General features: G+C 73.0%; 22 protein-coding genes and 1 riboswitch. Of the genes, 13 read left to right on the top strand and 9 right to left on the bottom strand.

Features of this window, described 5'->3' with window-relative positions:
• Nucleotides 1-58: 58 nt before the first annotated feature.
• Nucleotides 59-832 (bottom strand): VOC family protein, encoded by a 774-nt coding sequence (locus ABZS66_RS49330; protein ID WP_354769999.1) that lies wholly within the window; start codon nucleotides 830-832, stop codon nucleotides 59-61.
• A 206-nt stretch (nucleotides 833-1038) separates the two neighbouring features.
• Between ABZS66_RS49330 and ABZS66_RS49325 the strand changes: the two genes are divergently transcribed.
• From ABZS66_RS49325 to ABZS66_RS49310, 4 genes are read left to right on the top strand one after another with little or no spacing between them, the layout of a single operon-like run.
• Nucleotides 1039-2109, top strand: coding sequence for a PhoH family protein (locus tag ABZS66_RS49325; RefSeq protein WP_354769998.1), 1071 nt, complete (start codon nucleotides 1039-1041; stop codon nucleotides 2107-2109).
• A 17-nt stretch (nucleotides 2110-2126) separates the two neighbouring features.
• Complete coding sequence (gene ybeY / locus ABZS66_RS49320; protein ID WP_238019148.1) at nucleotides 2127-2582, top strand: rRNA maturation RNase YbeY; 456 nt, start codon at nucleotides 2127-2129, stop codon at nucleotides 2580-2582.
• Nucleotides 2583-2586: 4 nt separating this feature from the next.
• Complete coding sequence (locus tag ABZS66_RS49315) at nucleotides 2587-3909, top strand: hemolysin family protein (RefSeq protein ID WP_354769997.1); 1323 nt, start codon at nucleotides 2587-2589, stop codon at nucleotides 3907-3909.
• Nucleotides 3902-4240, top strand: coding sequence for a cytidine deaminase (locus ABZS66_RS49310; protein WP_354769996.1), 339 nt, complete (start codon nucleotides 3902-3904; stop codon nucleotides 4238-4240). The genes ABZS66_RS49315 and ABZS66_RS49310 overlap by 8 nt, the downstream gene beginning before the upstream one ends.
• Here ABZS66_RS49310 and ABZS66_RS49305 read toward each other — a convergent pair.
• Nucleotides 4230-4760: a flavodoxin family protein gene (locus tag ABZS66_RS49305; RefSeq protein ID WP_354769995.1), complete on the bottom strand. Its 531-nt coding sequence runs from the start codon at nucleotides 4758-4760 to the stop codon at nucleotides 4230-4232. The genes ABZS66_RS49310 and ABZS66_RS49305 overlap by 11 nt on opposite strands.
• A gap of 64 nt (nucleotides 4761-4824) precedes the next feature.
• Between ABZS66_RS49305 and ABZS66_RS49300 the strand changes: the two genes are divergently transcribed.
• Together ABZS66_RS49300 and ABZS66_RS49295 are read left to right on the top strand one after the other, a co-directional pair.
• Entirely contained in the window at nucleotides 4825-5334 is a 510-nt protein-coding gene (locus ABZS66_RS49300; RefSeq protein ID WP_354769994.1) for a MarR family transcriptional regulator, read from the top strand.
• A 2-nt stretch (nucleotides 5335-5336) separates the two neighbouring features.
• Complete coding sequence (locus ABZS66_RS49295; protein WP_354769993.1) at nucleotides 5337-6227, top strand: aminotransferase class IV; 891 nt, start codon at nucleotides 5337-5339, stop codon at nucleotides 6225-6227.
• Here ABZS66_RS49295 and ABZS66_RS49290 read toward each other — a convergent pair.
• Nucleotides 6220-6921: an HAD family hydrolase gene (locus ABZS66_RS49290; protein WP_354769992.1), complete on the bottom strand. Its 702-nt coding sequence runs from the start codon at nucleotides 6919-6921 to the stop codon at nucleotides 6220-6222. The genes ABZS66_RS49295 and ABZS66_RS49290 overlap by 8 nt on opposite strands.
• 197 nt (nucleotides 6922-7118) lie before the next feature.
• Here ABZS66_RS49290 and ABZS66_RS49285 point away from each other — a divergent pair, with 197 nt between their 5' ends.
• From ABZS66_RS49285 to ABZS66_RS49270, 4 genes are read left to right on the top strand one after another with little or no spacing between them, the layout of a single operon-like run.
• Entirely contained in the window at nucleotides 7119-10274 is a 3156-nt protein-coding gene (locus tag ABZS66_RS49285) for an FtsK/SpoIIIE domain-containing protein (RefSeq protein WP_354769991.1), read from the top strand.
• Between the two features lie 15 nt (nucleotides 10275-10289).
• Nucleotides 10290-11177 (top strand): GTPase Era, encoded by an 888-nt coding sequence (gene era / locus ABZS66_RS49280; RefSeq protein ID WP_354769990.1) that lies wholly within the window; start codon nucleotides 10290-10292, stop codon nucleotides 11175-11177.
• Nucleotides 11178-11954: a DNA repair protein RecO gene (gene recO / locus ABZS66_RS49275; RefSeq protein WP_354769989.1), complete on the top strand. Its 777-nt coding sequence runs from the start codon at nucleotides 11178-11180 to the stop codon at nucleotides 11952-11954. It abuts the gene before it with no gap.
• A complete protein-coding gene (locus ABZS66_RS49270; RefSeq protein WP_354769988.1) occupies nucleotides 11951-12751 on the top strand; it encodes an isoprenyl transferase in 801 nt (266 codons plus the stop codon). The genes recO and ABZS66_RS49270 overlap by 4 nt, the downstream gene beginning before the upstream one ends.
• A 266-nt stretch (nucleotides 12752-13017) precedes the next feature.
• Here the strand turns inward: ABZS66_RS49270 and ABZS66_RS49265 are convergent, their stop codons facing one another.
• From ABZS66_RS49265 to ABZS66_RS49245, 5 genes are read right to left on the bottom strand one after another with little or no spacing between them, the layout of a single operon-like run.
• Nucleotides 13018-13395 (bottom strand): hypothetical protein, encoded by a 378-nt coding sequence (locus tag ABZS66_RS49265; RefSeq protein WP_354769987.1) that lies wholly within the window; start codon nucleotides 13393-13395, stop codon nucleotides 13018-13020.
• Entirely contained in the window at nucleotides 13395-15155 is a 1761-nt protein-coding gene (locus ABZS66_RS49260; RefSeq protein ID WP_354769986.1) for a PHP domain-containing protein, read from the bottom strand. Before ABZS66_RS49260 ends, ABZS66_RS49265 begins: the two co-directional genes overlap by 1 nt.
• A gap of 44 nt (nucleotides 15156-15199) precedes the next feature.
• On the bottom strand, nucleotides 15200-15937 hold the full coding sequence (locus tag ABZS66_RS49255; protein ID WP_354769985.1) for an energy-coupling factor transporter transmembrane component T: 738 nt from the start codon (nucleotides 15935-15937) through the stop codon (nucleotides 15200-15202).
• On the bottom strand, nucleotides 15934-17262 hold the full coding sequence (locus ABZS66_RS49250) for an ABC transporter ATP-binding protein (RefSeq protein WP_354770000.1): 1329 nt from the start codon (nucleotides 17260-17262) through the stop codon (nucleotides 15934-15936). Before ABZS66_RS49250 ends, ABZS66_RS49255 begins: the two co-directional genes overlap by 4 nt.
• Nucleotides 17259-17825 carry an ECF transporter S component gene (locus ABZS66_RS49245; RefSeq protein ID WP_354769984.1) on the bottom strand — a complete coding sequence of 189 codons (567 nt, stop codon included), beginning with the start codon at nucleotides 17823-17825 and terminating at the stop codon, nucleotides 17259-17261. Before ABZS66_RS49245 ends, ABZS66_RS49250 begins: the two co-directional genes overlap by 4 nt.
• Before the next feature lie 75 nt (nucleotides 17826-17900).
• A riboswitch (TPP riboswitch) is annotated at nucleotides 17901-18017 on the bottom strand.
• Nucleotides 18018-18069: 52 nt separating this feature from the next.
• On the opposite strand from ABZS66_RS49245, the gene ABZS66_RS49240 reads away from it, so the two are divergent.
• Together ABZS66_RS49240 and ABZS66_RS49235 are read left to right on the top strand one after the other, a co-directional pair.
• Nucleotides 18070-18915 (top strand): alpha/beta hydrolase, encoded by an 846-nt coding sequence (locus ABZS66_RS49240; protein WP_354769983.1) that lies wholly within the window; start codon nucleotides 18070-18072, stop codon nucleotides 18913-18915.
• A gap of 44 nt (nucleotides 18916-18959) precedes the next feature.
• Complete coding sequence (locus ABZS66_RS49235; RefSeq protein WP_354769982.1) at nucleotides 18960-20888, top strand: acyl-CoA dehydrogenase family protein; 1929 nt, start codon at nucleotides 18960-18962, stop codon at nucleotides 20886-20888.
• Between the two features lie 22 nt (nucleotides 20889-20910).
• On the opposite strand, the gene ABZS66_RS49230 is transcribed toward ABZS66_RS49235, so the two are convergent.
• A complete protein-coding gene (locus tag ABZS66_RS49230) occupies nucleotides 20911-21561 on the bottom strand; it encodes a hypothetical protein (RefSeq protein ID WP_354769981.1) in 651 nt (216 codons plus the stop codon).
• A 24-nt stretch (nucleotides 21562-21585) separates the two neighbouring features.
• Here ABZS66_RS49230 and ABZS66_RS49225 point away from each other — a divergent pair, with 24 nt between their 5' ends.
• Complete coding sequence (locus ABZS66_RS49225; RefSeq protein WP_354769980.1) at nucleotides 21586-21984, top strand: HIT family protein; 399 nt, start codon at nucleotides 21586-21588, stop codon at nucleotides 21982-21984.
• Nucleotides 21985-22072: the final 88 nt, after the last annotated feature.

Below are 22072 nucleotides of genomic sequence, written 5' to 3'. Positions count from 1 at the left end.
TCACGATCAACACACCCCTTGACCAGCCACACCCACACCTAACTGAACGGCATTGGGGCTAGCGGCTGATCAGCGTGAACACGGCCTCGTTCGGGTCGACCACCACGGCGATGCGCCCGTGCGGCGAGTCGAACGGGCCGTGCTGCACCTGGCCGCCGGCCGCGGCCACCCGCTCGGCCGCCCGGTCGGTGTCGTCGGTCGCGAAGTACACCATCCAGTGCGCCGGGACCCCCTCCCACGCCGCGGTCATCGTCAGCCGGCCGGCCACCGGGTCGGCCCCGCCGATGCTCCACGCGGAGTAGTCGAACCGCTCCCAACCACCGTCGATGCGGGTCTGCCGGTAGCCGAAGAGGCCGTGGTAGAAGAAGTCGGTCACGGTCGGCTCGCGGGTGTTCACCTCGGCCCAGCACAGGGCGCCGTTCTCGTCGAACAGCTGCGAGCCGGTGTGCAGGCCCGGCTCCCACGCGCCGAACGTCGCGCCGGAAGGATCCGTCGCGAACAGCATCCGGCCGTTCTGCGGGATCTCCATCGGCGGGACGAGGATCCTGCCGCCGTACTCGTCGACCCGGTCGGCGGTGTCCGCCAGGTCATGTGACATGAGGTACAGGCTCCAGGCCGCCGGCATCGTCCCGGTCTCCGGCATCGGCGGGCTCATCCCGGCCACGATCCGGCCGTTCTTCAGGCACATCGTGTAGTGGCCGGAGTCAGCCCCGGTGTCGGCGAACGTCCATCCGAAGACCGCCTGGTAGAACCACTGCGCGGCCGGCACGTCGGGAGCCACCACGTCCGCCCAGCAGGGTTCTCCGTCGATGTACCCCATGCGCTCGACCATGGCTGGGCCTCCTCGCGAGAATCGGTCATCTGCCTCCTTACCAGCACCGAGAGGCACGCGGAGGGCGTTTGGCGACGAGTGGCCTCTTCGGCCGAACCGAAACGGGGAAAATGGGAAAGGCCATGCGGGCGGTCAGCCGATACCATGAAGAGCCAGGACACGAGCGAGCCCGGAAGCAGGTGCTTGAGGCCCACCGCGGCCAAGGTATGACCGAGACCCCAACCCCCACGGCAGCGTCGTCGGAGCAGCCCGTGCGGGCCATCAGCAAGATCACGGTTCCCGACCCGCACACGATGGTCAGGCTGCTCGGCGCCGGAGACGAGATTCTCAAGCTCGTCGAGCGGTCCGTCCAGAGCGACGTGCACGTCCGGGGCAACGAGATCACCATCACCGGCGCGGCCGCAGACAACGCGCTGGCCGAGCGCATCTTCAGCGAACTCATCGAGCTGGTCCGCAAGGGCGAGACCCTCACGACGGACACCGTCCGGCGCACCGTCGGGATGCTCCAGCAGAACACCACCGAGCGGCCGGCCGAGGTGCTGACGCTGAACATCCTCTCGCGCCGGGGCCGCACGATCCGGCCCAAGACGCTGGGGCAGAAGCGCTACGTCGACTCGATCGACCAGCACACGATCGTGTTCGGCATCGGCCCCGCCGGCACCGGCAAGACCTACCTGGCCATGGCCAAGGCCGTCCAGGCCCTCCAGGCCAAGCAGGTCAACCGGATCATTCTGACCCGCCCGGCGGTCGAGGCCGGCGAGCGGCTGGGCTTCCTGCCCGGCACGCTCTACGACAAGATCGACCCGTATCTGCGGCCGCTCTACGACGCGCTGCACGACATGATCGACCCGGAGTCCATCCCGAAGCTGATGGCCGCCGGGACGATCGAGGTCGCGCCGCTGGCCTACATGCGCGGCCGCACGCTCAACGACGCCTTCATCATCCTGGACGAGGCCCAGAACACCACGCCCGAGCAGATGAAGATGTTCCTGACGCGCCTGGGCTTCGGTTCGAAGATCGTCGTCACGGGTGACGTGACGCAGATCGACCTGCCCGGGGGGACCCGCAGTGGGCTCCGAGTGGTCCGTGAGATCCTCGACGGCGTCGAAGACGTGCACTTCGCCATGCTCGGCAGCGCAGACGTCGTGCGCCACCGGCTGGTGAGTGAGATCGTCGACGCCTACGCCCGGTGGGACGAAGCGCAGGAGGCGGACCAGCCGGTGCGCGCCGTCCCGGACCGTGCCGCACAGGGCGGCCGGCACGGGCGACGACGCTGACGGAGTCAGGAGCCCTGTTGTCCATCGAGATCGCCAACGAGTCCGGCGTCGACGTCAACTCCGACACCATTCTGGCGGTGGCGCGGCACGCTCTCGACGAGATGGGGGTCAACCCGCTCGCCGAGCTGTCGATCCTGCTCGTCGACGTGGAGTACATGACCGAGCTCAACCACCGGTGGATGGACGGCGAGGGCCCGACCGACGTGCTCGCGTTCCCGATGGACGAGGGCAGCGTCGACCACGGGCCCGGCGAGGGCGGCGGCGAGCCGGCGCTGCTCGGCGACATCGTGCTCTGCCCGGAGGTGGCCGCCAAGCAGGCCGCCACCGCCGGGCACGCGACGATCGACGAGCTCGCGCTGCTGACCGTGCACGGCACGCTGCACCTGCTCGGCTACGACCACGCCGAGCCGGAGGAGGAGGCCGAGATGTTCGGTCTCCAGGCGCGTCTCCTCGAGAGCTGGCGAAAGTCGTGACCCGTTGAGTGACGTGACGCTCCTGACCACGGCCGCCGGGCTGGTCGTGCTCGCGGGCCTGTTCGCGATGACCGACGCGGCGCTCAACGTGGTGTCGCCGGCGCGCGCCCACGAGCTGGCCCGGGAGGGCCGGCCCGGCGCCAACGCGCTCCAGGTGATCGCGGCCGATCCCGCGCGGTACATCAACCTCCTGCTCCTGCTGCGGCTGCTCTGCGAGCTGACCGCGACCACGCTGGTCGCCCTGGTGACGGCCGCGGCCGTCGGCGGCGACCGCGACTGGCTCGCGGCGCTGATCACCGCGGCCTCGATGACCGTCGTCAGCTTCGTGGTGGTCGGCGTCGCCCCGCGCACGATGGGCCGCCAGCACGCGTACAACGTGGCCCGTTTCGCCGCGCCCCTCGTGCGGTGGCTCGGCACCGCGCTGGGCCCGCTGGCCCGCCTGCTGATCCTCATCGGTAACGCGGTGACGCCCGGCAAGGGCTACCGCGAGGGCCCCTTCGCGACCACGATCGAGCTGCGCGAGCTGGTCGACCTGGCCGAGCAGCGGGGCGTCGTCGAGCACGGCGAGCGCGAGATGATCCACTCGGTCTTCGCGCTCGGCACGACGATCGCCCGCGAGGTCATGGTCCCGCGCACCGAGATGGTGTGGATCGAGGCCCACAAGACCGTCCGCCAGGCGATGATGCTCGCGATGCGCAGCGGCTTCTCCCGCATCCCGGTCGTCGGCGAGAACGTCGACGACGTGCTCGGCATCGTGTACCTCAAGGACCTCGTGCGCCGCACGGCCGGCGACGACAGCGGCGCGGCCGAGATGCCGGTCGCCCAGGTGATGCGCAGCGCCACCTTCGTGCCGGAGTCGAAGCCGGTCGACGACCTCCTGCGCGAGATGCAGGCGGCCCGGGTGCACATGGCGATCATCATCGACGAGTACGGCGGGACGGCCGGCCTCGTCACGATCGAGGACATCCTCGAGGAGATCGTCGGCGAGATCACCGACGAGTACGACGTGGGCGAGCGCCCGCCCGTCGAGGAGCTCCCCGACGGCGCGGTCCGGGTCACCAGCCGCCTGCCGATCGAGGACCTGGGCGAGCTGTTCGGCGTCGAGCTGCCCGCCGACGAGGTCGAGACCGTGGCCGGCCTGCTGGCCCAGTCCCTCGGCCGGGTCCCGATCCCGGGCGCGACGGCGGTCGTGGGCGGCCTGGTCCTGGTGGCCGAGGGCACGGCCGGCCGCCGCAACCGCATCGACACGCTGCTCGTCCGCCGCGCCGAGCCCGCGGACGAGGACGCGGACACCGCCGAGAACGAGAGGCAGCACGCCGATGCCTGACCTGTCCGCCGAGGACGCGAAGCTCGTGACGCTGGCCCGGGCGGCCCGGGCCCGCATCGGGGCCGTCGAGGGCGCGGCGGTGCGCGACGGCGACGGCCGCACGTACAACGCGGCCTCCGTCGCCCTGCCGTCCCTCTCGCTGACGGCCCTGCAGCTCGCGGTTGCGAGCGCGGTGGCCTCGGGCGCTACCAAACTGGAGGCCGCGGCGGTGGTGACGGAGGCGTCGTCCCTGGACGGTCAGGGTCACGCGGCCGTCCGCGACGTCTCCCCGGCGGCCCCGATCCACCTGGCCGCCCCGGACGCCACGGTCTTCGCCACCGTCACCGACTGACGGCGGTCAGGCTCCCCGTCCAGCGTGCCGCCAGGAGCCGCAGGCGGGCGCCGAACGACTCGGCGGCCGCCAGGTCGGCCGGGTCGGTCACGCCGTCGGCGGACTGGGTCATCAGCCCCAGGTAGGCGCCGAGCCGGTTCTCCGCCACGGACCCCAGCCCGAGCGGCGCCCACTGCATGCCGTGCTGGGCGGCGAACTGCGCCAGGTACTGCAGCGTGGCCAGCTTGTCGCCGTTCAGCGAGCCCGAGTTGGTGAAGCCCGCGGCCAGTTTGTCCTGCCAGGAGCGGTTTGCGTAGATGCCCGACGTGGCGTCCGCGAACGCCTTGAAGGGTGCGCTCGGGCCGCCCATGTACGTCGGGCAGCCGAAGACCACCGCGTCCGCCGCGTCCAGCAGCGACCAGCCCCCGGCGTCGATCGTGTCCACCCGCACCAGGTCCGCACCGGCCCCGGCGGCGACGGCCCGGGCCGCGCGCTCGGTGTTGCCGTAGCCGCTGTGGAACGCCACCACGATGTTCGTCATGCCAGAGATCCTCTCTCGAAAAGCTTTTCCGAAAGCTATCATGGCAGGGGTTAGGCTTCAACCCGTGCCGAGGGACCAGGTCGACCGCATCGTGGCGGAGTGGCGGCGGGAGCTGCCCGACACCGTGTCGCCGGCGATGGACCTGGGCAAGCGCATTCACCGGCTGGCCGGGCGGCTGCAGGAGGCGGTCCGCAACGAGACCGCCGCCCTCGGGCTCACGAGCGCCGACTTCGACGTGCTGTCGGCGCTGCGGCGGACCGGGGAGCCCTACGCGATGAAGCCCTCCGCGCTGGCCAGCGGCCTGCTGCTCACCTCCGGCGGGATCAGCAACGTGCTGCGGCGGCTCCAGCAGGACGGCCTGATCGAGCGGGAGGCGGACGCCGCCGACGCGCGGGTGGCCTGGGTGCGGCTCAGCCCCAAGGGCGTCACGGTCGCCGAGAAGGTCGTCCGGGCCGTCACCGGCGCCCAGGAGCGGATCTTCGCCGCCGCGACCGAGGCGCAGGTCACCGGGGCGGCCGACGGGCTGCGTGCGATCCTGATCGCACTGGGAGACCGAGCGGACGGGGACGACTGAGCATGCTGCAGCGGTACGACGAGCGCAACGCCGACCTGCGCTACTGGGTGAACGGGACGCTCCGGCACCGCGACGAGCCGGGCATCTCGCCCTTCGACTCGGTCGTGCAGGGCGGGGACGCCGTCTGGGAGGGGCTTCGGCTCTACGACGGCGGCATCTACGGGCTCGAGGCGCACCTCGCGCGGCTGCGCCGCTCGGCCGTCGCGCTCGGCTTCGTGGCGATCCCGGCCGACGACGAGATCGTGGCCGCGATCCGGGCGACGCTCGACGCCAACGGCATGCGCGACGGCGTCCACGTCAGGCTGACCCTGACCCGCGGGGTCAAGGTCACCAGCGGCATGGACCCGCGGCTCAACCGGGCCGGCTGCACGCTGATCGTGCTGGCCGAGCACAAGGCGCCGGTGTACGACACGAGCGGGCTCACGCTCGTCACCAGCAGCGTCCGGCGGCCCGGCCCCGACGTGCTCGACCCGAAGATCCACCACAACAACCTGCTGAACTCGATCCTGGCCAAGATGGAGGCCAACGTCGCCGGCGCCGACGACGCGCTCATGCTCGACGCGCGCGGGTTCGTGGCCGAGACGAACGCGACGCACCTCTTCGCCGTCACCGGCGACACGCTCGTCACGCCGCGGGCGGTCGCCTGCCCGGAGGGGATCACGCGGGACACCGTCCTGCGCATCGCGCCCTACCCGGTCGAGGTCCGCGACGTCACCCAGGTCGAGATGTACACGGCCGACGAGGTCTTCTGCACCGGCACCATGGGCGAGATCGCGGGCGTGACCCGGATCGACGGCCGCCCGATCGGGGCCGGCGAGGTCGGCCCGGTGACCCGCAAGATCGCCGAGTTGTACCGCGAGCACGCCCGGGCGAACGCCACCGGCGTCATCTGATGCGGTGCCCGGCCATCTCGAGGTAGAGCGGCAGCGCCTCCTCGACGAGTCCGGCCAGTCGCGGCGGCACCGACGGGGGCGTGGGGTCGTACGGGGCGAAGCCCGTCGACGCCTCGACCGCCGCGTACCAGTGCGGGGCCCACACCCCGTCGGTGTCCCGCCGCCCCGGCGCCCAGGACAGCATCGCCGGGTCCCACGGCAGCCCGAGCGCCGCGCACAGCTCGGGCAGCACCGCATCCGGCGCCCGCAACACGTCCGCGGCGTCGACGACCGGCCCGGGGTACCGCCGGAAGATCGACACCTGCTGCGGGAAGCCCAGGTCGTCGAGGGTGGGCTCGCCCCGGACCTTCGAGTAGGAGGCGACCACGCTCGCGGGGTGGCGGACGAGGTACGCGTTGGTCACCGAACCCAGCCAGTCGAGCCCGATCTGCGGCAGCAGGTGGTGGGTCATGTGCTTCTGGTACTGCAGGGTGACGCCCGGGGGCGGCGGCGCCAGAAGATCGTCGATTGCGGCCCGCCAGTCGGACGGCTGCGACGCGAGAATCGCCGCCCGGCCCGGATGGTCGAGGCCGGTGGACGACAGGTAGTGCGCGTAGAGCGGCTCGTCGACGACGGCGGTCCCGGGACGGGCGCCGAAGCTGCGCATCATCGCCGTCGAGATGTTGCGGGGGCCGGACCACATGGCGACGCGCACGAAGAGAGGGTAACCCATGTGGCGGTACGCCCGTTTTAAGGCCGTATAGCGCGAAATCCTGGCGCGCGTCGATGCGAATCACTCGGCGTCGTGGCGCTTACTGTCGAGGGCGGAGCCCTGCAGTGCGCCCGCCCCGCCACCAGGCTTTCTGGAAACCGACGTCGGGTGATGCTGCGCGGGAAGGAAGGGGCCGGTCGATGGACCTGCTGATCGACGTGCGAGTGGCGCGACGGGACTCGACGGTGGCCCTGGACCGCACGGTCCGGATCCGCACCGATCCCACCGGCTCCGTGGCCGGGCTGATCACCGCGTTCCTGGACTCGCTCGACCCGGCCGACCGCCCCCAGCAGACCACCTGGGCCTGGCTCGAGCGCACCGGGCAGCGGCTCGACGCGGCGAGACCCGTCGGCGAGCAGGGCCTGCGCTGCGGCGACGTCCTGCTGCTCGGCCCGCCGGAGCAGCCGCCGGTCCCGCCGCCGGCCGGCGAGCACCGCTTCGAGCTGCTCGTCGTCGCCGGGCCGGACGCGGGCGCCTGGCTGCCGCTGCCGCCGGGCGAGTTCGTCGTCGGCACCGACCCCGGCGGCGACCTGGTGCTCGACGACCCCGCCGCCGGGCGCCGGCACCTGCACCTGGGCATCGGCAGCCACGAGGTGGCCGCCACCGACCTGCGCTCGCCGGCCGGCACCCGGATCGACGGGCAGCCGCTGACCGGGACCGTGACGCTGGCCGGCGGCCAGCTGCTGCGCCTCGGCGACACGCTCATCGCCGTCGAGGAGGTGCCGGCCGTGTCGTCCGTGCCGTCCGTGCCGGTCGGGACGCCGCAGGCGGTGCGGCTGCCCGAGGTGCCGCAGCCGCCGCGGAAGCGGCGGTTCCGGCGCAGCCCGGCCGATCCCGGCGCCGAGTTCGCCGCCGCCATGGACCGGGCCGAGGTCGACGCGGCGGTGAAGCACCGCTCGGTCGTGCGCACCCGGCGGGCCGAGCTGCCGAGCCTGGCCCACCTCGTCCGGGCCGCCGAGCGGCACGAGGCGCCGCCCCGCCGCCCCGCCGACCGCGACTTCCTCACGCTGCGCCTCGGCACCGCCGACCGCCCCAGCCGGCTGCGCTTCGAGCAGGCGGCGACCGGCGGCGACCTCGACCCCGCGCACGCCGACCGGATCACCGCGCTGCGCGAGCGGTACACCGTCGATCCCGACGTCCCGGTCGAGGCCGACCTCCGCGCGCTCGGCGCCCTCGGCGCGACCGGCCCGGGCCGCGACGCCGTCCTGCGCTCGTGGGTCGTCCAGCTCGCGGCCCTCGTGCGCCCCAACGACCTGGCGCTGGTGGTGCTGTGCGACCCGGAGCGGGCCGGGCCGTGGGCCTGGACCGGCTGGCTGCCGCACACCCGCACGCTGACCGCGGCGATCGCGCCCGGCGCCCGCACGGTGGCCGCCGAGCCCGAGGACCGGGCCCGGGTCCTCGCGCTCGTCGAGGCGCTCCTGCGCCAGCGCCGCCGCGGCCGTCACGCGATCGCCGAGGCGTTCACGCCGCACGTCGTCGTCGTGCTTCCAGACCCGGATGCGGTACCGGGGGAGGCCCTGGCCCGGCTGGTCGAGGAGGGCCCGCGGGGCGGGATCAGCCTGCTCGTGGGCGCGGCGACGGCCGCGGACCTGCCGCCCGGGGTGCCGGCCCGCGAGGGCGACGGCCTGCGCCTCACGGTCGCCGACCGGGTCGCCCGGGCGCTCGCCGCCACCCGGGACGCGGCCGGCGGCGCGGCACCGCGGGTGGCCCCGCTGGCCGAGGTGCTCGGGCTCGCCGAGGTCACCCCGAGCGCGATCGTCAAGCGCTGGGTGCCGTCGACCCGCGACCGCGGGCTCGCCGCGCCGATCGGGCTCGGCGGCGCCGGCCCGGTCACGGTCGACCTGCGCCGCGACGGGCCGCACGGGCTGATCGCCGGGGTCGCCGGCTCGGGCCGGTCCTGGCTGCTGCGCTCGTACCTCGCCGCGCTCGCCGCCACCTACCCCGCCAACCGGCTCACGTTCGTGCTCGTGGACGAGCCCGGGGCCGACACGTTCGCCGAGTGCGCCGGGCTGCCGCACACCGTCGGCGTGTTTGCCGAGACCGACCAGCACCAGGCCCGCCGGGTGCTGATCTCGCTCAACGCCGAGGTGCGCCGCCGCGAGGCCGTGCTGCGCCGGCACGGCGTGAAGGACATCGGCGAGATGGAGCGCAAGCACCCGGCCGCGGCGCCGGCCAACCTGCTCGTCGTGGTCGCCGAGATGGCCGCCGCGCCCGAGGAGTTCGTGCCCGGGCTGCGGGAGCTCGCCCGGCGGGGCCGGGCGACCGGGGTACACCTCCTGCTCGGGACCGCCGCTCCGCACGGCGTGGTCGACGACGACCTGCGCGCCGAGGCCGGGCTCCGCATCGCCCTGCGGGTCGAGGAGGAGGCCGACAGCCTGGAGGTGCTGGAGCGCCCCGACGCCGCCCACCTCTCGCCCCTGCTGCCCGGCCGCGCGTTCGTGCGGCTGAGCGGGGGCGAGCCGGAGCCGGTCCAGGTGGCGTACGGCGGGGTCCGCTCGCCCGCCGGCCGCCGCGCGCTGCCGACCACGATCACCGAGGTCCGCTTCGAGTCCGGCCTCGACACCGACGCCGGCGCCCCGATGACCGCCGACGGCGACCGCACCGACCTGCAGCGCCTCGCCGAGGCGATCGCCGCCGCGCACCGCGAGGCCCGGGTCCCGGACCAGCCGCGCCCCTGGCAGCCGCCGCTCGCACCGACCTACACGCTGGACGAGCTTCCGGTCCCCGCGCCGGCCGCCGCGTTCGCCGCCCCGATCGGCATGGTCGACCTGCCCAACTCGCAGGCCCGCCAGGTCTGGCAGCTCGACCTGGAGGAGCTCGGCCACCTGCTCGTCTACGGCCCGGCCGGCGCCGGCAAGACCACGCTGCTGGACACGATCGCCGCGTCGTTCCAGCGGTCCTACGACGCCGGGGCGCTGCGGGTGTACCGCGTCGGCGGCGAGGAGGCGCTGGAACTGCTCGGCACGATCGAGAGCCTGGTCCGCGAGCGCGCGGCCCTCGACGAGCACCACGGCGCCCGGGTCCTGGTGCTCGTCGACGGCCACGACCCGCTGCTCAACGACGCCCTCACGCGCGTCGCCGCCGAGGGCAAGCCGGTCGGCGTGCACCTGGTGGTGGCCACCGAACAGCGCACCGCGGTGCCGACCTCGCTGTCGCGGCTGATGCCCGGCCGGATCGCGCTGCGGGGGGCCGGGCGGGGCCTGGTGGAGGGCACGATCGAGCTCCAGGTGGCGACGGCGGGGACCACCGTCACGACTCCTGCACAGCGCCCCCGCCAGTTGCGCCTGGAAGTCTGAGTACGCTGAACCATCGTGCAGCAGAACTATCGCGCGGGATTCGCGTGCTTCGTCGGCCGTCCGAACGCGGGCAAGTCGACGCTGACCAACGCGATCGTCGGTCAGAAGATCGCGATCACGTCGGCCAAACCGCAGACCACCCGGCACACCGTGCGCGGCGTCGTCCACCGGCCCGACGCCCAGCTCGTGCTGGTCGACACCCCTGGGCTGCACCGGCCCCGGACACTGCTCGGCGAGCGGCTCAACGACCTGGTCCGCTCGACCTGGAGCGAGACCGACGTCATCGGCCTGTGCCTGCCGGCCGACGAGGAGATCGGGCGGGGTGACCGGTTCATCAGCGGCGAGATCGCCGAGCTGAAGGCCACCCTGGTCGCCGTGGTCACCAAGACCGACCTGGTCGACCGGGCGACCCTGGCGCAGCGGCTGCTCGCGGTGCAGGAGCTGGGCGAGTTCGCCGACATCGTGCCGGTGAGCGCGGTGTCGGGGGCGCAGGTGGGCACGCTGGTCGACGTCATGATCGGCCACCTGCCGCGGTCGCCGCAGCTGTACCCCGACGACATGCTCACCGACGAGCCCGAGCACGTGCTGATGGCCGAGCTGATCCGCGAGGCTGCGCTGGAGGGCGTGCGCGACGAGCTCCCGCACTCGATCGCGGTGCTGGTCGAGGAGGTGCTCGTCGAGGACTCCGGACTGACCAAGATCTACGCCGACATCTACGTCGAGCGGTCCAGCCAGAAGGCGATCGTCATCGGTCACCAGGCGAGCCGGCTGAAGGACGTCGGCACCCGCGCCCGGCGCGCCATCGAGGACCTCATCGGCGGCCGCGTCTACCTCGACCTGCACGTCCGGGTGGCCAAGGACTGGCAGCGCGACCCGAAGCAGCTGCGCCGCCTGGGGTTCTAGATGGCGTTCCGGGGCCGGCTCTATCGGGACGACGCGGTGGTGCTGCGCCTGCAGAAGCTCGGCGAGTCCGACCGGATCGTGACGCTGTTCACCCGCCACCACGGGCGGATCCGGGCGGTCGCGAAGGGCGTGCGCCGGACGACGTCGAAGTTCGGCGGGCGGCTCGAGCCGTTCGGCCACATCGACGTGCAGCTCATGGAGGGCCGGTCGCTCGACGTGATCAGCCAGGTCGAGGGCGTCGACCTGTTCGGGCGGCGGCTCATGGACGACTACCCGCGGTACACGGTGGCCAGCGCCATCGCCGAGACGGCCGAGCGGCTCACGCCCATCGAGCAGGAGCCGTCGCTCAAGCTGTACCTCCTGACGCTCGGGGCGATGCGCGCGCTGGCCCTGCGCGAGCACGCGAGCAGCCTGGTCCTCGACGCGTACCTGCTGCGCGCGATGGGCGCCGCCGGCTGGGCGCCCGCGCTGCGCGAGTGCGCGGTCTGCGGCACCCCCGGCCCGCACCGCGCCTTCTCGGTCCCGGCCGGCGGCGCCGTCTGCCCGGACTGCCGCCCGCCCGGCGCCGGCCACCCGGCACCTGCGACGATCGAGCTGATGGCGGCCCTGGCGGAGGGTGACTGGCCGGCCGCCGACGGGAGCGAGCCGGTGTTCCGCCGCGAGGCGAGCGGCCTGGTGGCCGCACACCTGCAGTGGCACCTGGAACGCGCGCTACGCTCGCTTCCGCTGGTCGACCGTGACGACACCGCGCGAATCCGGAAGGACACCGCTTCGTGAGCAAAGGCAACTACCGTCCGCCGTCGCAGCACCCGACCGGTGCGCGCCCGCCCGCGCTGCCCAGGGAGGCGATCCCGCAGCACGTGGCGATCATCATGGACGGCAACGGTCGCTGGGCGAAGCAGCGCGGCCTGCCCCGCACGGCCGGCCACACCGCCGGCGAGGCGGCCCTCTTCGACGTGATCGAGGGTGCGCTGGAGCTCGGCGTGAAGTACGTCTCGGCGTACGCCTTCTCGACGGAGAACTGGAAGCGCTCCCCGGACGAGGTCCGCTTCCTCATGAACTTCAACCGCGACACGATCCACCGCCGCCGCGACGAGTTCCACGAGATGGGCATCCGGGTCCGCTGGGCCGGCCGCCGCCCCCGCCTGTGGCGCTCGGTGATCCACGAGCTGGAGTACGCCGAGCAGCTCACCCGCCACAACGACAAGCTCACGTTCACGATGTGCGTCAACTACGGCGGCCGGGCCGAGATCGCGGACGCCGCGGCCCGCATCGCGGCGGACGTGGCCGCGGGCAAACTGAAGGCGGACCGGGTCTCGGAGAAGACGTTCGCCCGCTACCTGGACGAACCGGACCTTCCGGACGTGGACCTGCTGATCCGCAGCTCGGGCGAGATGCGGACGTCAAACTTCATGATCTGGCAGGCGGCGTACGCCGAGTTCGTCTCGATCGACACGCTGTGGCCCGACTTCGACCGCCGCCACCTGTGGTACGCCTGCGAGGTCTACGCCAAGCGCGACCGCCGCTTCGGCGGCGCCATCCCCAACCCGGTGGTCCCCACCCTGACCCCGTAACCGCCCCGCCCGCTCGCCCCATGCGCCCGCCCCGGTGCGCTGGCCGGCTTGCAGCAGCGGGATCTGCTCACAGCACCCGCAGCGCCCCACGCGCTGGCGAGTGTGCCCACGGCTTTGCGCCCGCCCACCGTCCAAGAGGGCGGCCGTCGCGGCGTGGCGCGGCCGGGTGGGTGGTTGAGGCAGGCGCACGGGCGTTGGTCGATCTGGCCTCGAGGTGGTCGCGTTGTGCGAGAGGGGATCGACCAACGCCTGTGCTGCCGGCGCCGTCAGTGGTCGTGGCAGCAGGGGGTCTGGGACGGTGGCTCGAACGGGACCAGTACCCCGTTTCGGGCGAACTGCGTCACCAGCGTCCACCTGCCGTCGCGCCAGATCGGGCGGACGAAGTCGCGGGTGTCGATCAGCATCTCCGGCACCACCGGGGCGCCGCCCAGGATTGTCACCTGGTCGATCGCGGACTCCGCCAGCACCGTCGCCACCGGGATCGTGCCGACCAGCCGGGCCGAGCCCTCGAACAGTACCGCCCGGGCACCCTCCGGCGGCTGCTCGAAACCTACCTCGACCTTGCCGCCCGCGAAGTGCGTGAACGCGGGGCGGCCGCCCACCAGGATGTGGTGGTCGGCCGCCTGCACATCGTCGAACGGCATTACTTGCCGTAGACCCAGATCGGGTTGGCGTAGAACCAGAGGTCCTTCCACGGGTCGGCGTCGCCGAGCACGTCGATCGCCGGGCCCACCGGGTCGATCCCGGCGCCCAGGTAGCCGGGGGCGGTGCGGTTGCCGTCGGTGCCCCGGACGCGGACGTAGAAGGCCTGGTCGACGCGGCCGAGGTCGTAGGTGAAGGACACCTCGCCGGTGCTCTTGTTCACCTCGAACGACTTGACGACCTTGGTGTCGGGGGACTTGAACGAGTCCTTGTCCGCGACCTCGCCGGTGACGGCGCCGCGGATGACGTCGACGCGGGCGAGCGCCGGGATGAAGTTCGCCCAGTTCGGCGTGTTCGCCAGCTGGATCTTGATGACCAGCTCGACCGACTGGCCGCGGCGGACGACGAGCGAGTCGCCGAGGGTGACGCCGAACGGCGAGCCCTTCGGGCGGACCGTCACGTCGAGGCCGCTGATCAGGCCGCCGTGGTCGACCCAGACCCGGCCGGCCCGCAGGCCCTCCATGACGGCGGCGTAGCCGAAGTTGCGCGCGCCGACGTGGGTGCGGCTGTAGTAGCCGGGCCAGAAGTCGCCGGGCGTGAGGCTGGTCGGCTGCCCGTAGACCGGGTCCGAGTGGAAGCCGTTCTTGTTGAAGTCGGTGTCGGCCGGCCGCTTCGACGTCTCGCCGTAGACCACGTGCGAGTCGGAGTTCGCGGTGATCGACCACGACTTGCCCTCGGCGAGGAGGCTGTCCCAGAGGCCACCGACGGTGGAGGTCATCCAGTCGAAGCCGCCCCAGGTGCGGTAGCTCTCCAGCGGGTAGCCGGGGAACGAGTTCGCGTTCGGCGAGTTGCCGTAGAAGCCGCGGGCGCTGCCGCCGCCGAGCGGCGCCGGGATGCCGGCGGCCTGGTGGCCGGGGGCGCCCTCGAAGCCGATGGCGATCTTCGGGTTGGCGTCGCGCCAGCCGCGGATCTCGTGCGGCGAGTCGATGCCGTTGCGGGCCGGGTGGTTGGCCAGGAACAGCGCGTCCTGGATCCGGCGCTTGGTGATCTGCTCGCCGAGGAACTTCACGCCGGCGATGGCGAGGGCCTCGGTGACGTTCGCCGGGTTGACCGCGCCGACGACCGAGCCGTCGAAGGTGTTCTCGAACTCCTTGAGGACGGCGACCTCGTTGGCACCGGGGTGCACGAAGACGGTGCCGTGCTCGGCGGCCGGGATGTTCCACTCCAGGCCCTGGAAGACCAGCATGTCCTTGAAGTCCTCGCGGGCCTCGCGGATCTGCGGGTTGACCTTCTCCACGCCGATCTTGGCGTGGTTGACGCTGCCGTGGTCGGTGATGACCATCCAGTCCAGGCCGAACGCCGACGCGTGCTTCACGTTGTCGACGACCCGGTACATGGCGTCACTGCTGTACTGCGTGTGGATGTGGTGGTCGCCGGCGAGCCACTTGTAGTTCTGCCAGACCGGGCGGCCGTGGCCGTGGCGGTCGAAGCCGTCGAAGCCGCCGTGGTCGTCGTCGTCGCCGTGCGCGTGGGCGATGCCCGCGTTCGCGAGCGCGCCGCCCGCGGCGGCCGCGGCGCCGAGCAGGCCCGCGCGGCGCAGGAAGCCGCGGCGGGACACGTCGGCGGGGGAGAGCTCGCTGTCGGGGATCGAGGCGTCGAGCACCGCGGGGACGTCGCCGGCAGCCTGCGGCATGTCCTCGTGGTGATGGTGGTGGTGGCCGTGGCCCATGAGGAGGCTCCGTTCGGTGTTGATGGTCCTCATGGGCGAATCTCGACCGCCTTCACGAACAACAGGTAGCGATCTGCCTATGTGTGCACGAACTTCAGCGCGACCACCGCGGCGGCGAGCATCACGCCAGTTACCACCACGAATGCGTCCTTCCAGCCGAAACGTGCCGGTCGGGCCGGGGACCTCGGGGTACCGCGGTCGAACCCCCGCGCCTCCATCGCCGTCGCCAGCCGGATTCCGCGCCGGATCGCGGCCACGAGCAGCCCGAACAGCGTCGAGGTGAACAGCCGGACGCGGGCGACCGGGTTCCAGCCGGCGTCGATCCCGCGGGCCCGGCGGGCCAGGCCGAGCAGCCGGTACTCGTCGGTCAGCAGCGGGACCAGCCGCAGCGCGGCGAGCGCGCCGATCGCGAAGCGCGGCGAGACCCGCAGGTGGGCGATGAGCGAGTCGGCGAGGTCGGTCGGGTCGATCGTGGCGAACACCAGGAACCCGGGCAGCCCGACGGCGACCAGCCGCAGCGCGTAGCCGGCCGCGTGCTCCCGGACGTCGACCCCCCAGACCGACGCGAGCACCGGGCTGTCCCGGGCGCCGAGGAGCACCGTGAACAGGAAGATGAACACCGCCGAGGTCAGCAGCGGCCAGCCGCGCCGCCACAGCGTGCCCGGGGACAGGCCGGTGAGCGGCAGCAGCGCCAGCTCGCAGGCGATGGCGACGGCGGTGACGAACGGGTCGACGGTGGTGAGCACGGCCGCGGTCAGCAGCGTCGCGGCGAGGAGCTTGGCGACCGCGTCGCGCCGCCCCAGCCAGCCGGTCAAGTCAGCTCCAGCGTGCGGTCGCCCAGCGACGAGACGAGCTGCGGGTCGTGTGTGACCAGCACCAGCGCCCGCCCCTCGTCGCGCAGATCGGCCAGCAGTACCACGAGCTCCCGCCACGTCCGCAGGTCCTGCCCGAACGTCGGCTCGTCCAGCACCAGCACCGACGGCGCGGCCGCGAGCGCGGTGGCGACGCTGAGCCGGCGCTGCTCGCCGCCGGAGAGCGTGTACGGGTTGGCGAGCGCCAGGTGGGCGAGCCGCAGCCGGTCGAGCAGGTCGTCGACGGTCGCCGCCGGCGCGCCGCCGAGAGCGAGCTCGGTGCGGACGGTGTCGGTGACGAACTGGTGCTCCGGGTTCTGGAACACCGAGCCGATCCGCCGGGCCAGCCGGGCGGCCCGCCAGCGGTGCGGCGGCTTCGCGGCGTCGTCCCCGGCCAGCGCCCGGGTCGCCGCGACCCCGCCGGACGCCGGCTTCGTGAGCCCGCCCAGGTGCTGGGCGAGGGTGGACTTGCCGGCGCCGTTCGGCCCGAGCACCGCGAGCGCCTCGCCGGTACGAATATTGACATTGACGACGTTTGCGGTATTTCGAAGCGTCAACGCGGAGGCCCGCAGCAGCACGTCGCCGGCCGCGGAGACCGCCTGCCGCGACGGCAGCGACACCCCGGGCGCCCAGACCGCGTCCGCGGGCGAGTCGCCGACCGTCACCGTCCGGTCCACGAGCGGCAGTGCGTCGGCGACCCGGTGCTCGACCAGCACCATCGTCGCGTCGAGGTCCTGGAGCACCTTGCCCAGCGCCGTCCGTACCAGCTGCGCCCCGAGCGGATCGAGGTTCGCGGTCGGCTCGTCCAGCAGCAGCAGCGACGGCCGCAGCGCGAGCACGCCGGCGATCGCCAGGCGCTGCTGCTCCCCGCCGGAGAGTGCGGCCGTGTCCCGGTCCCGGCCGTAGGGGAAGCCGACCGCGGCCAGCGCCGCGTCCACCCGCGGCCAGATCTCGGCCGCGGGCACGCCCCGGTTCTCCAGCCCGAACGCGACGTCGTCGCCGGCCCGGCTCATCACCAGCTGGGTCTGCGGGTCCTGGAACACGATCCCGGTCTCGCCGCGCATCTCCCGGGCCGGGCGCCCGTCGACGAGCACCCGGCCCTCCTGCTCGCCGGAGTCCTCGGCGAGCAGGCCGGCGAGCGCGGCGAGCAGCGTGCTCTTGCCCGCGCCCGAGGCGCCGGCCAGCAGCACCCGCTCGCCGTGCTCGATGCGCAGGTCGAGGTGGCGGACCGCCCAGGCCTTGCGCCCGGCGTGCTGCCACCCGAACCCCTCGAAGACGACGGTGCTCAGACGGCCACTCGCTCGCGGCCCGACGGGAACCGGTCGAGCACGCCCGTCTTCGACAGCGACCGCTGCAGCGACCAGCTGCCGGCCCCGGCGACGACGGCCCCGCTGACCACCACGATCGCCGCGTACAGCCACTTGTCGCGCAGGCTGAACGCGCCGTAGTAGACGTTGAGGTCGAGCAGCGCCGCGCCCGCACCGGCCAGCGCGCCCGCGGCGAGGGCGTTGCCGAGCCGCCAGCCGCGGTAGCCGGTGAAGGCGAAGCCGAACTCGCCGCCGATGCCCTGGACCAGGCCGGACAGCACCACGCCCAGGCCCCAGGCCGAGCCGAACAGCGCGGAGACGGAGGCCGCGACGACCTCGGTGTAGAGCCCGGCGCCCGGCTTGCGGACCACCAGCGGGCCGAGGACGCCGGGGACGAGCCACACGCCGTAGATGAGCGCGCGCCAAGGCAGGGCCCAGCCGTCCAGCGCGTTCCACAGGTTGTTCCAGGCGTAGAAGACCGCGGCGAACGCCACGGCGATGATCGAGGCGACGACGATGTCGACGGTGCGCCAACGGGTCTGCATTGGATGCCTCCTAGTTCGGGGGTGAACCAGAAGGAGACGCGACACCACGCAGCCCGGGTGGACGGCGTGGTGCGTTGCGTGAGGTGACCGAGCTCCCTGCGCTGGCATTACCCAGATCAGGTTCGAGGGTCTGCGGTGCCGGATTCCACGGCCGCCGCACTCTCAGCGCTGTGCGCTCCCCTGTCGGATGTGCAGTTGTTTCCCGAAGGTAACAGTGAATGTTCCTTCCTCGTAGTCTCAGGTCATGAAAATCACGGCCCGATCGCTGGTCTTCGACGTCGTCGAGGGCGGCCCGCCGGACGGGCCCCCGGTCCTGCTGCTGCACGGCTTCCCCCAGCACAGCGGCGAGTGGGCCGGGGTCACGCCGCTGCTGCACGCCGCCGGCCTGCGCACCTACGCGCTGGACCAGCGGGGCACCTCGCCCGGGGCCCGGCCCTCCGAGGTCGAGGCCTACCGGATCACCGAGTGCGCGCTCGACGCCGTGGCGGTCCTGGATGAGCTGGGGATTCCGGCGGTACACCTGGTGGGGCACGACTGGGGCGCGATCTGCGCGTGGCACGTGGCGCTGCGCCACCCGGCGCGGGTCCGGACGCTCACCGCGGTCTCCGTGCCGCACCCGCACGCGACGGCCCGGGCCTACCTGTTCGACGCCGACCAGCGCGAGCGGTCCGCCTACATCAAGCTGTTCCGCCAGCCGGGGAAGGCGGAGGAGGTACTGCTGGAGGGTGACGCGCACCGCATGCGCGCGCTCTTCGCCGGCTCCGGCCTCACCGCCGAGGGCGTCGACCGGTACGTCCGCCCGCTGCAGGAGCCGGGCGCGCTCACCGCCGCGCTGAACTGGTACCGCGCGATGAACCCGAAGGGTGACCTCATCGGCATCGGGCGGTGCCACGTGCCGACCACGTACGTCTGGAGCGACGACGACCTGGCGATCGGCGCCACGGCGGCCCGCGGGTGCGCGTCCCACGTGGCCGCCGACTACCGGTTCGTGCCGCTGCCCGGGGTGAGCCACTGGATTCCCGACCAGGTGCCCGGGGCTGTGGCGGATGCCATCATCGCTCGATGTATGGCGGTGGCTACCGGCGGGTAATAACCTGGCCTGTAATCAAGCGTTACCCGCCTTTGGGGGTTGGCATGGCGACCACCGACGCAAAGCAGGTACCGACCCAGACGGTCCACACCGAGCGCGAGGCGCGCAAGGTGATCGAGGCCAGCCGCGAGTCCGAGTGGCGCAAGCCCAGCTTCGGCAAGGAGCTGTTCCTCGGCCGGTTCCGCCTGGACCTGATCGACCCGCTGCCCGAGCTCGACGCCGGCCGCCTGGCCCGCGGCGCCGAGTTCCGGGACAAGCTCGCCGCGTACCTCTCCGCCGAGGTCGACGGCCAGCAGATCGAGCGCGACGCGCGCATCCCCGACGACGTCCTCCGCTCGCTCGGCGAGCTGGGGGCCTTCGGCATGAAGATCGACGAGAAGTACGGCGGCCTCGGCCTCACCAACCTCGACTACTGCCGCGCGCTGGCGCTCGCCGGGTCGGTGAACCCGTCGATCGGCGCGCTGCTGTCGGCCCACCAGTCGATCGGCGTGCCGCAGCCGCTCAAGCTGGTCGGCACCGACGAGCAGAAGCAGCGCTTCCTGCCCCGGCTGGCCGCCGGCGAGGTGTCGGCGTTCCTGCTGACCGAGCCGGAGGTCGGGTCGTACCCGGCCAACCTGCGCACCTCGGCCGTGCCCACCCCGGAGGGTGACTACCTGCTCAACGGGGTGAAGCTGTGGGCGACCAACGGCACGCTGGCCACGCTGTTCGTGGTGATGGCACTGGTACCGAAGAGCGAGGGCCACCGCGGCGGGATCACCGCGTTCGTCGTCGAGGGCGACGCGCCCGGGGTGACGATCGAGCGGCGCAACGCGTTCATGGGCCTGCGCGGCCTGGAGAACAGCGTGACCCGCTTCCACGACGTGCGGGTGCCGGCCGGGAACGTCATCGGCGGCGAGGGCCAGGGTCTGCGCATCGCGCTGAGCACGCTGAACACCGGCCGGCTGTCGCTGCCCGCGATGTGCGTCGGCGCCGGCAAGTGGTGCCTCAACGTGGCCCGCGAGTGGGCCGGCGAGCGGGTCCAGATGGGCCGCCCGATCGGCGGCTACGAGGCGATCGCGAAGAAGATCGCGTTCATCGCGGGCTCGACGTACGGTATGGAGGCGATGCTCGACGTGTCCTGCCGCCTCGCCGACGACGACCGCAGCGACATCCGCATCGAGGCCGCCCTGGTGAAGCTCTACGCCAGTGAGCTGGCCTGGAAGGTCGCCGACGAGCTGGTGCAGATCCGCGGCGGCCGCGGCTACGAGACCGCCGACTCCCTCGCCGCCCGCGGCGAGCGCGCGATCCCGGCCGAGCAGATCCTGCGCGACCTGCGGATCAACCGCATCTTCGAGGGCTCGACGGAGATCATGCACCTGGCGATCGCCCGCGAGGCGGTCGACGCCCACCTCTCGGTCGCCGGCGACATCATCGACCCGGAGGCCCGGCTGGGCGCGAAGGCGAAGGCGGCCGGCAAGGCTGGCGGCTTCTACGCCCGCTGGCTGCCGACGCTGGTGGCGGGCCGGGGCCAGCTGCCGGGCGGCTACGGCGAGTTCGGCCCGCTGGCGGCCCACCTGCGCTTCGTCGAGCGGGCGTCGCGCAAGCTGGCCCGCGAGACGTTCTACGGGATGGCCCGCTGGCAGGGGAAGCTGGAGCACAAGCAGGGCTTCCTCGGCCGGATCGTGGACATCGGCGCGGAGCTGTTCGCGATGTCCGCCGCGTGCGTGAAGGCCCGCGCCGAGAAGGCCGAGCGCCCGGAGGGCGTCGAGCTGGCCGACCTGTTCTGCCGGCAGGCGGCGCTGCGGGTCGAGGCGCTGTTCCACGACCTGTGGCACAACGTGGACGCGATCGAGGCGGCCGCGGCCAAGCGGGTGCTCCAGGGCCGGTACGTCTCGCTGGAGGAGGGCATCATCGCGCCCCCGCTGGCGGGTGCCTGGACGTCGGAGTGGCAGCCGGGTCCGTCGACGGAGGAGGACGTCCGCCGCCGCCTGTGAGGGTGTGAGCTGGACCTGCGGGCTATTTCCGCAGGTCCAGCTCCTGTCTCGCCTCCGCCGGGTCGGGCGGTGTCCAGCCGCGCAGGCCCAGGGAGCGCAGCTCGAGCCTCGCCAGGGCCTCCACCGCGGCGCTGTCGCCCCGGCGCCAGCGGGCGGCGATCTCCGGGTCCAGCTTGACCAGTTTGCCGATCGGCTGGGTGGCCAGGGCGCGCAGGGCGAGCAGGTCGCGGCCGGCGGTCGCGCCGCGCAGCCGGGCCGCCGAGCCCGCCCTGCGCATCCAGCGGATCCGCAGCGGGAGCCAGAACAGGATCACCAGGGCCACCGGGACCACCACCAGGACCACGCTCAGGGTCCAGGCCAGGTCGTCGACGATCTCCTGCTGGTCGCGGCCGGCGTTGGCCAGCGAGGTGGCGGCGTCGGCGGCGTTGGCGAACGGCGCGGCGACCGAGTCGGGCACGCCGGGCACTCCCTTGATCTTGTCGCCGGCCGAGTTGAGGTTCTCGGCCAGGCCGTTGCCGGCGCCTTCGAGCTTCTGCCCGGGCACGGCGAGCTTCTGGATGAGGTCGAACACGGTCATCCCCAGCCTGACCCAGGCGTAGACCCAGGCGGCGACCAGCACGTCGGTGAGGAGCTGCCGGATGGCGGTGGGGGCACGGTCGGCATAGAGCTTCACGACTCCATGCTTCTATGCTCGACCATGGACTGCATCTTCTGCGCCATCATCGTCGGCGCCGCCGAGGCCAGCTTCGTCCATCAGGACGACGACGTGGTGGCATTCATGGACCTCAACCCGGTCACGCCCGGGCACCTGCTGGTGATCCCGCGCCGGCACGCCGTCGGCCTGGCCGACCTGGACGAGGCGGCCGGCGCCGCGGTCTGGCGGGTCGCGCACCGGCTGGGCCGGGTCGTGCGCCACGACGGCGTGAACCTGTTCCTGGCCGACGGCGTGGCCGCCGGCCAGGAGGTGTTCCACGTGCACCTGCACGTCGTGCCCCGCTACAAGGGCGACGGCTTCAAGCTGGTCGTCAAGCCCGGCCGGCCGACGCGGGCCGAACTGGACGCGATGGCCGAGTCGATCCGCGACGCGCTGGGGTGACCACCGCGGGCGTCCGCGCGGGCGGAGCCCGCGGGCCCTTGCCACGACGACGATGGCAGCGTCGTGGGCCCGGGACGGATGTCCCGGG

This window comes from Dactylosporangium sp. NPDC005572, assembly GCF_040605515.1.
Taxonomy (GTDB): Bacteria; Actinomycetota; Actinomycetes; order Mycobacteriales; family Micromonosporaceae; genus Dactylosporangium.
This window is presented reverse-complemented; position numbering and strand designations above follow the sequence as displayed.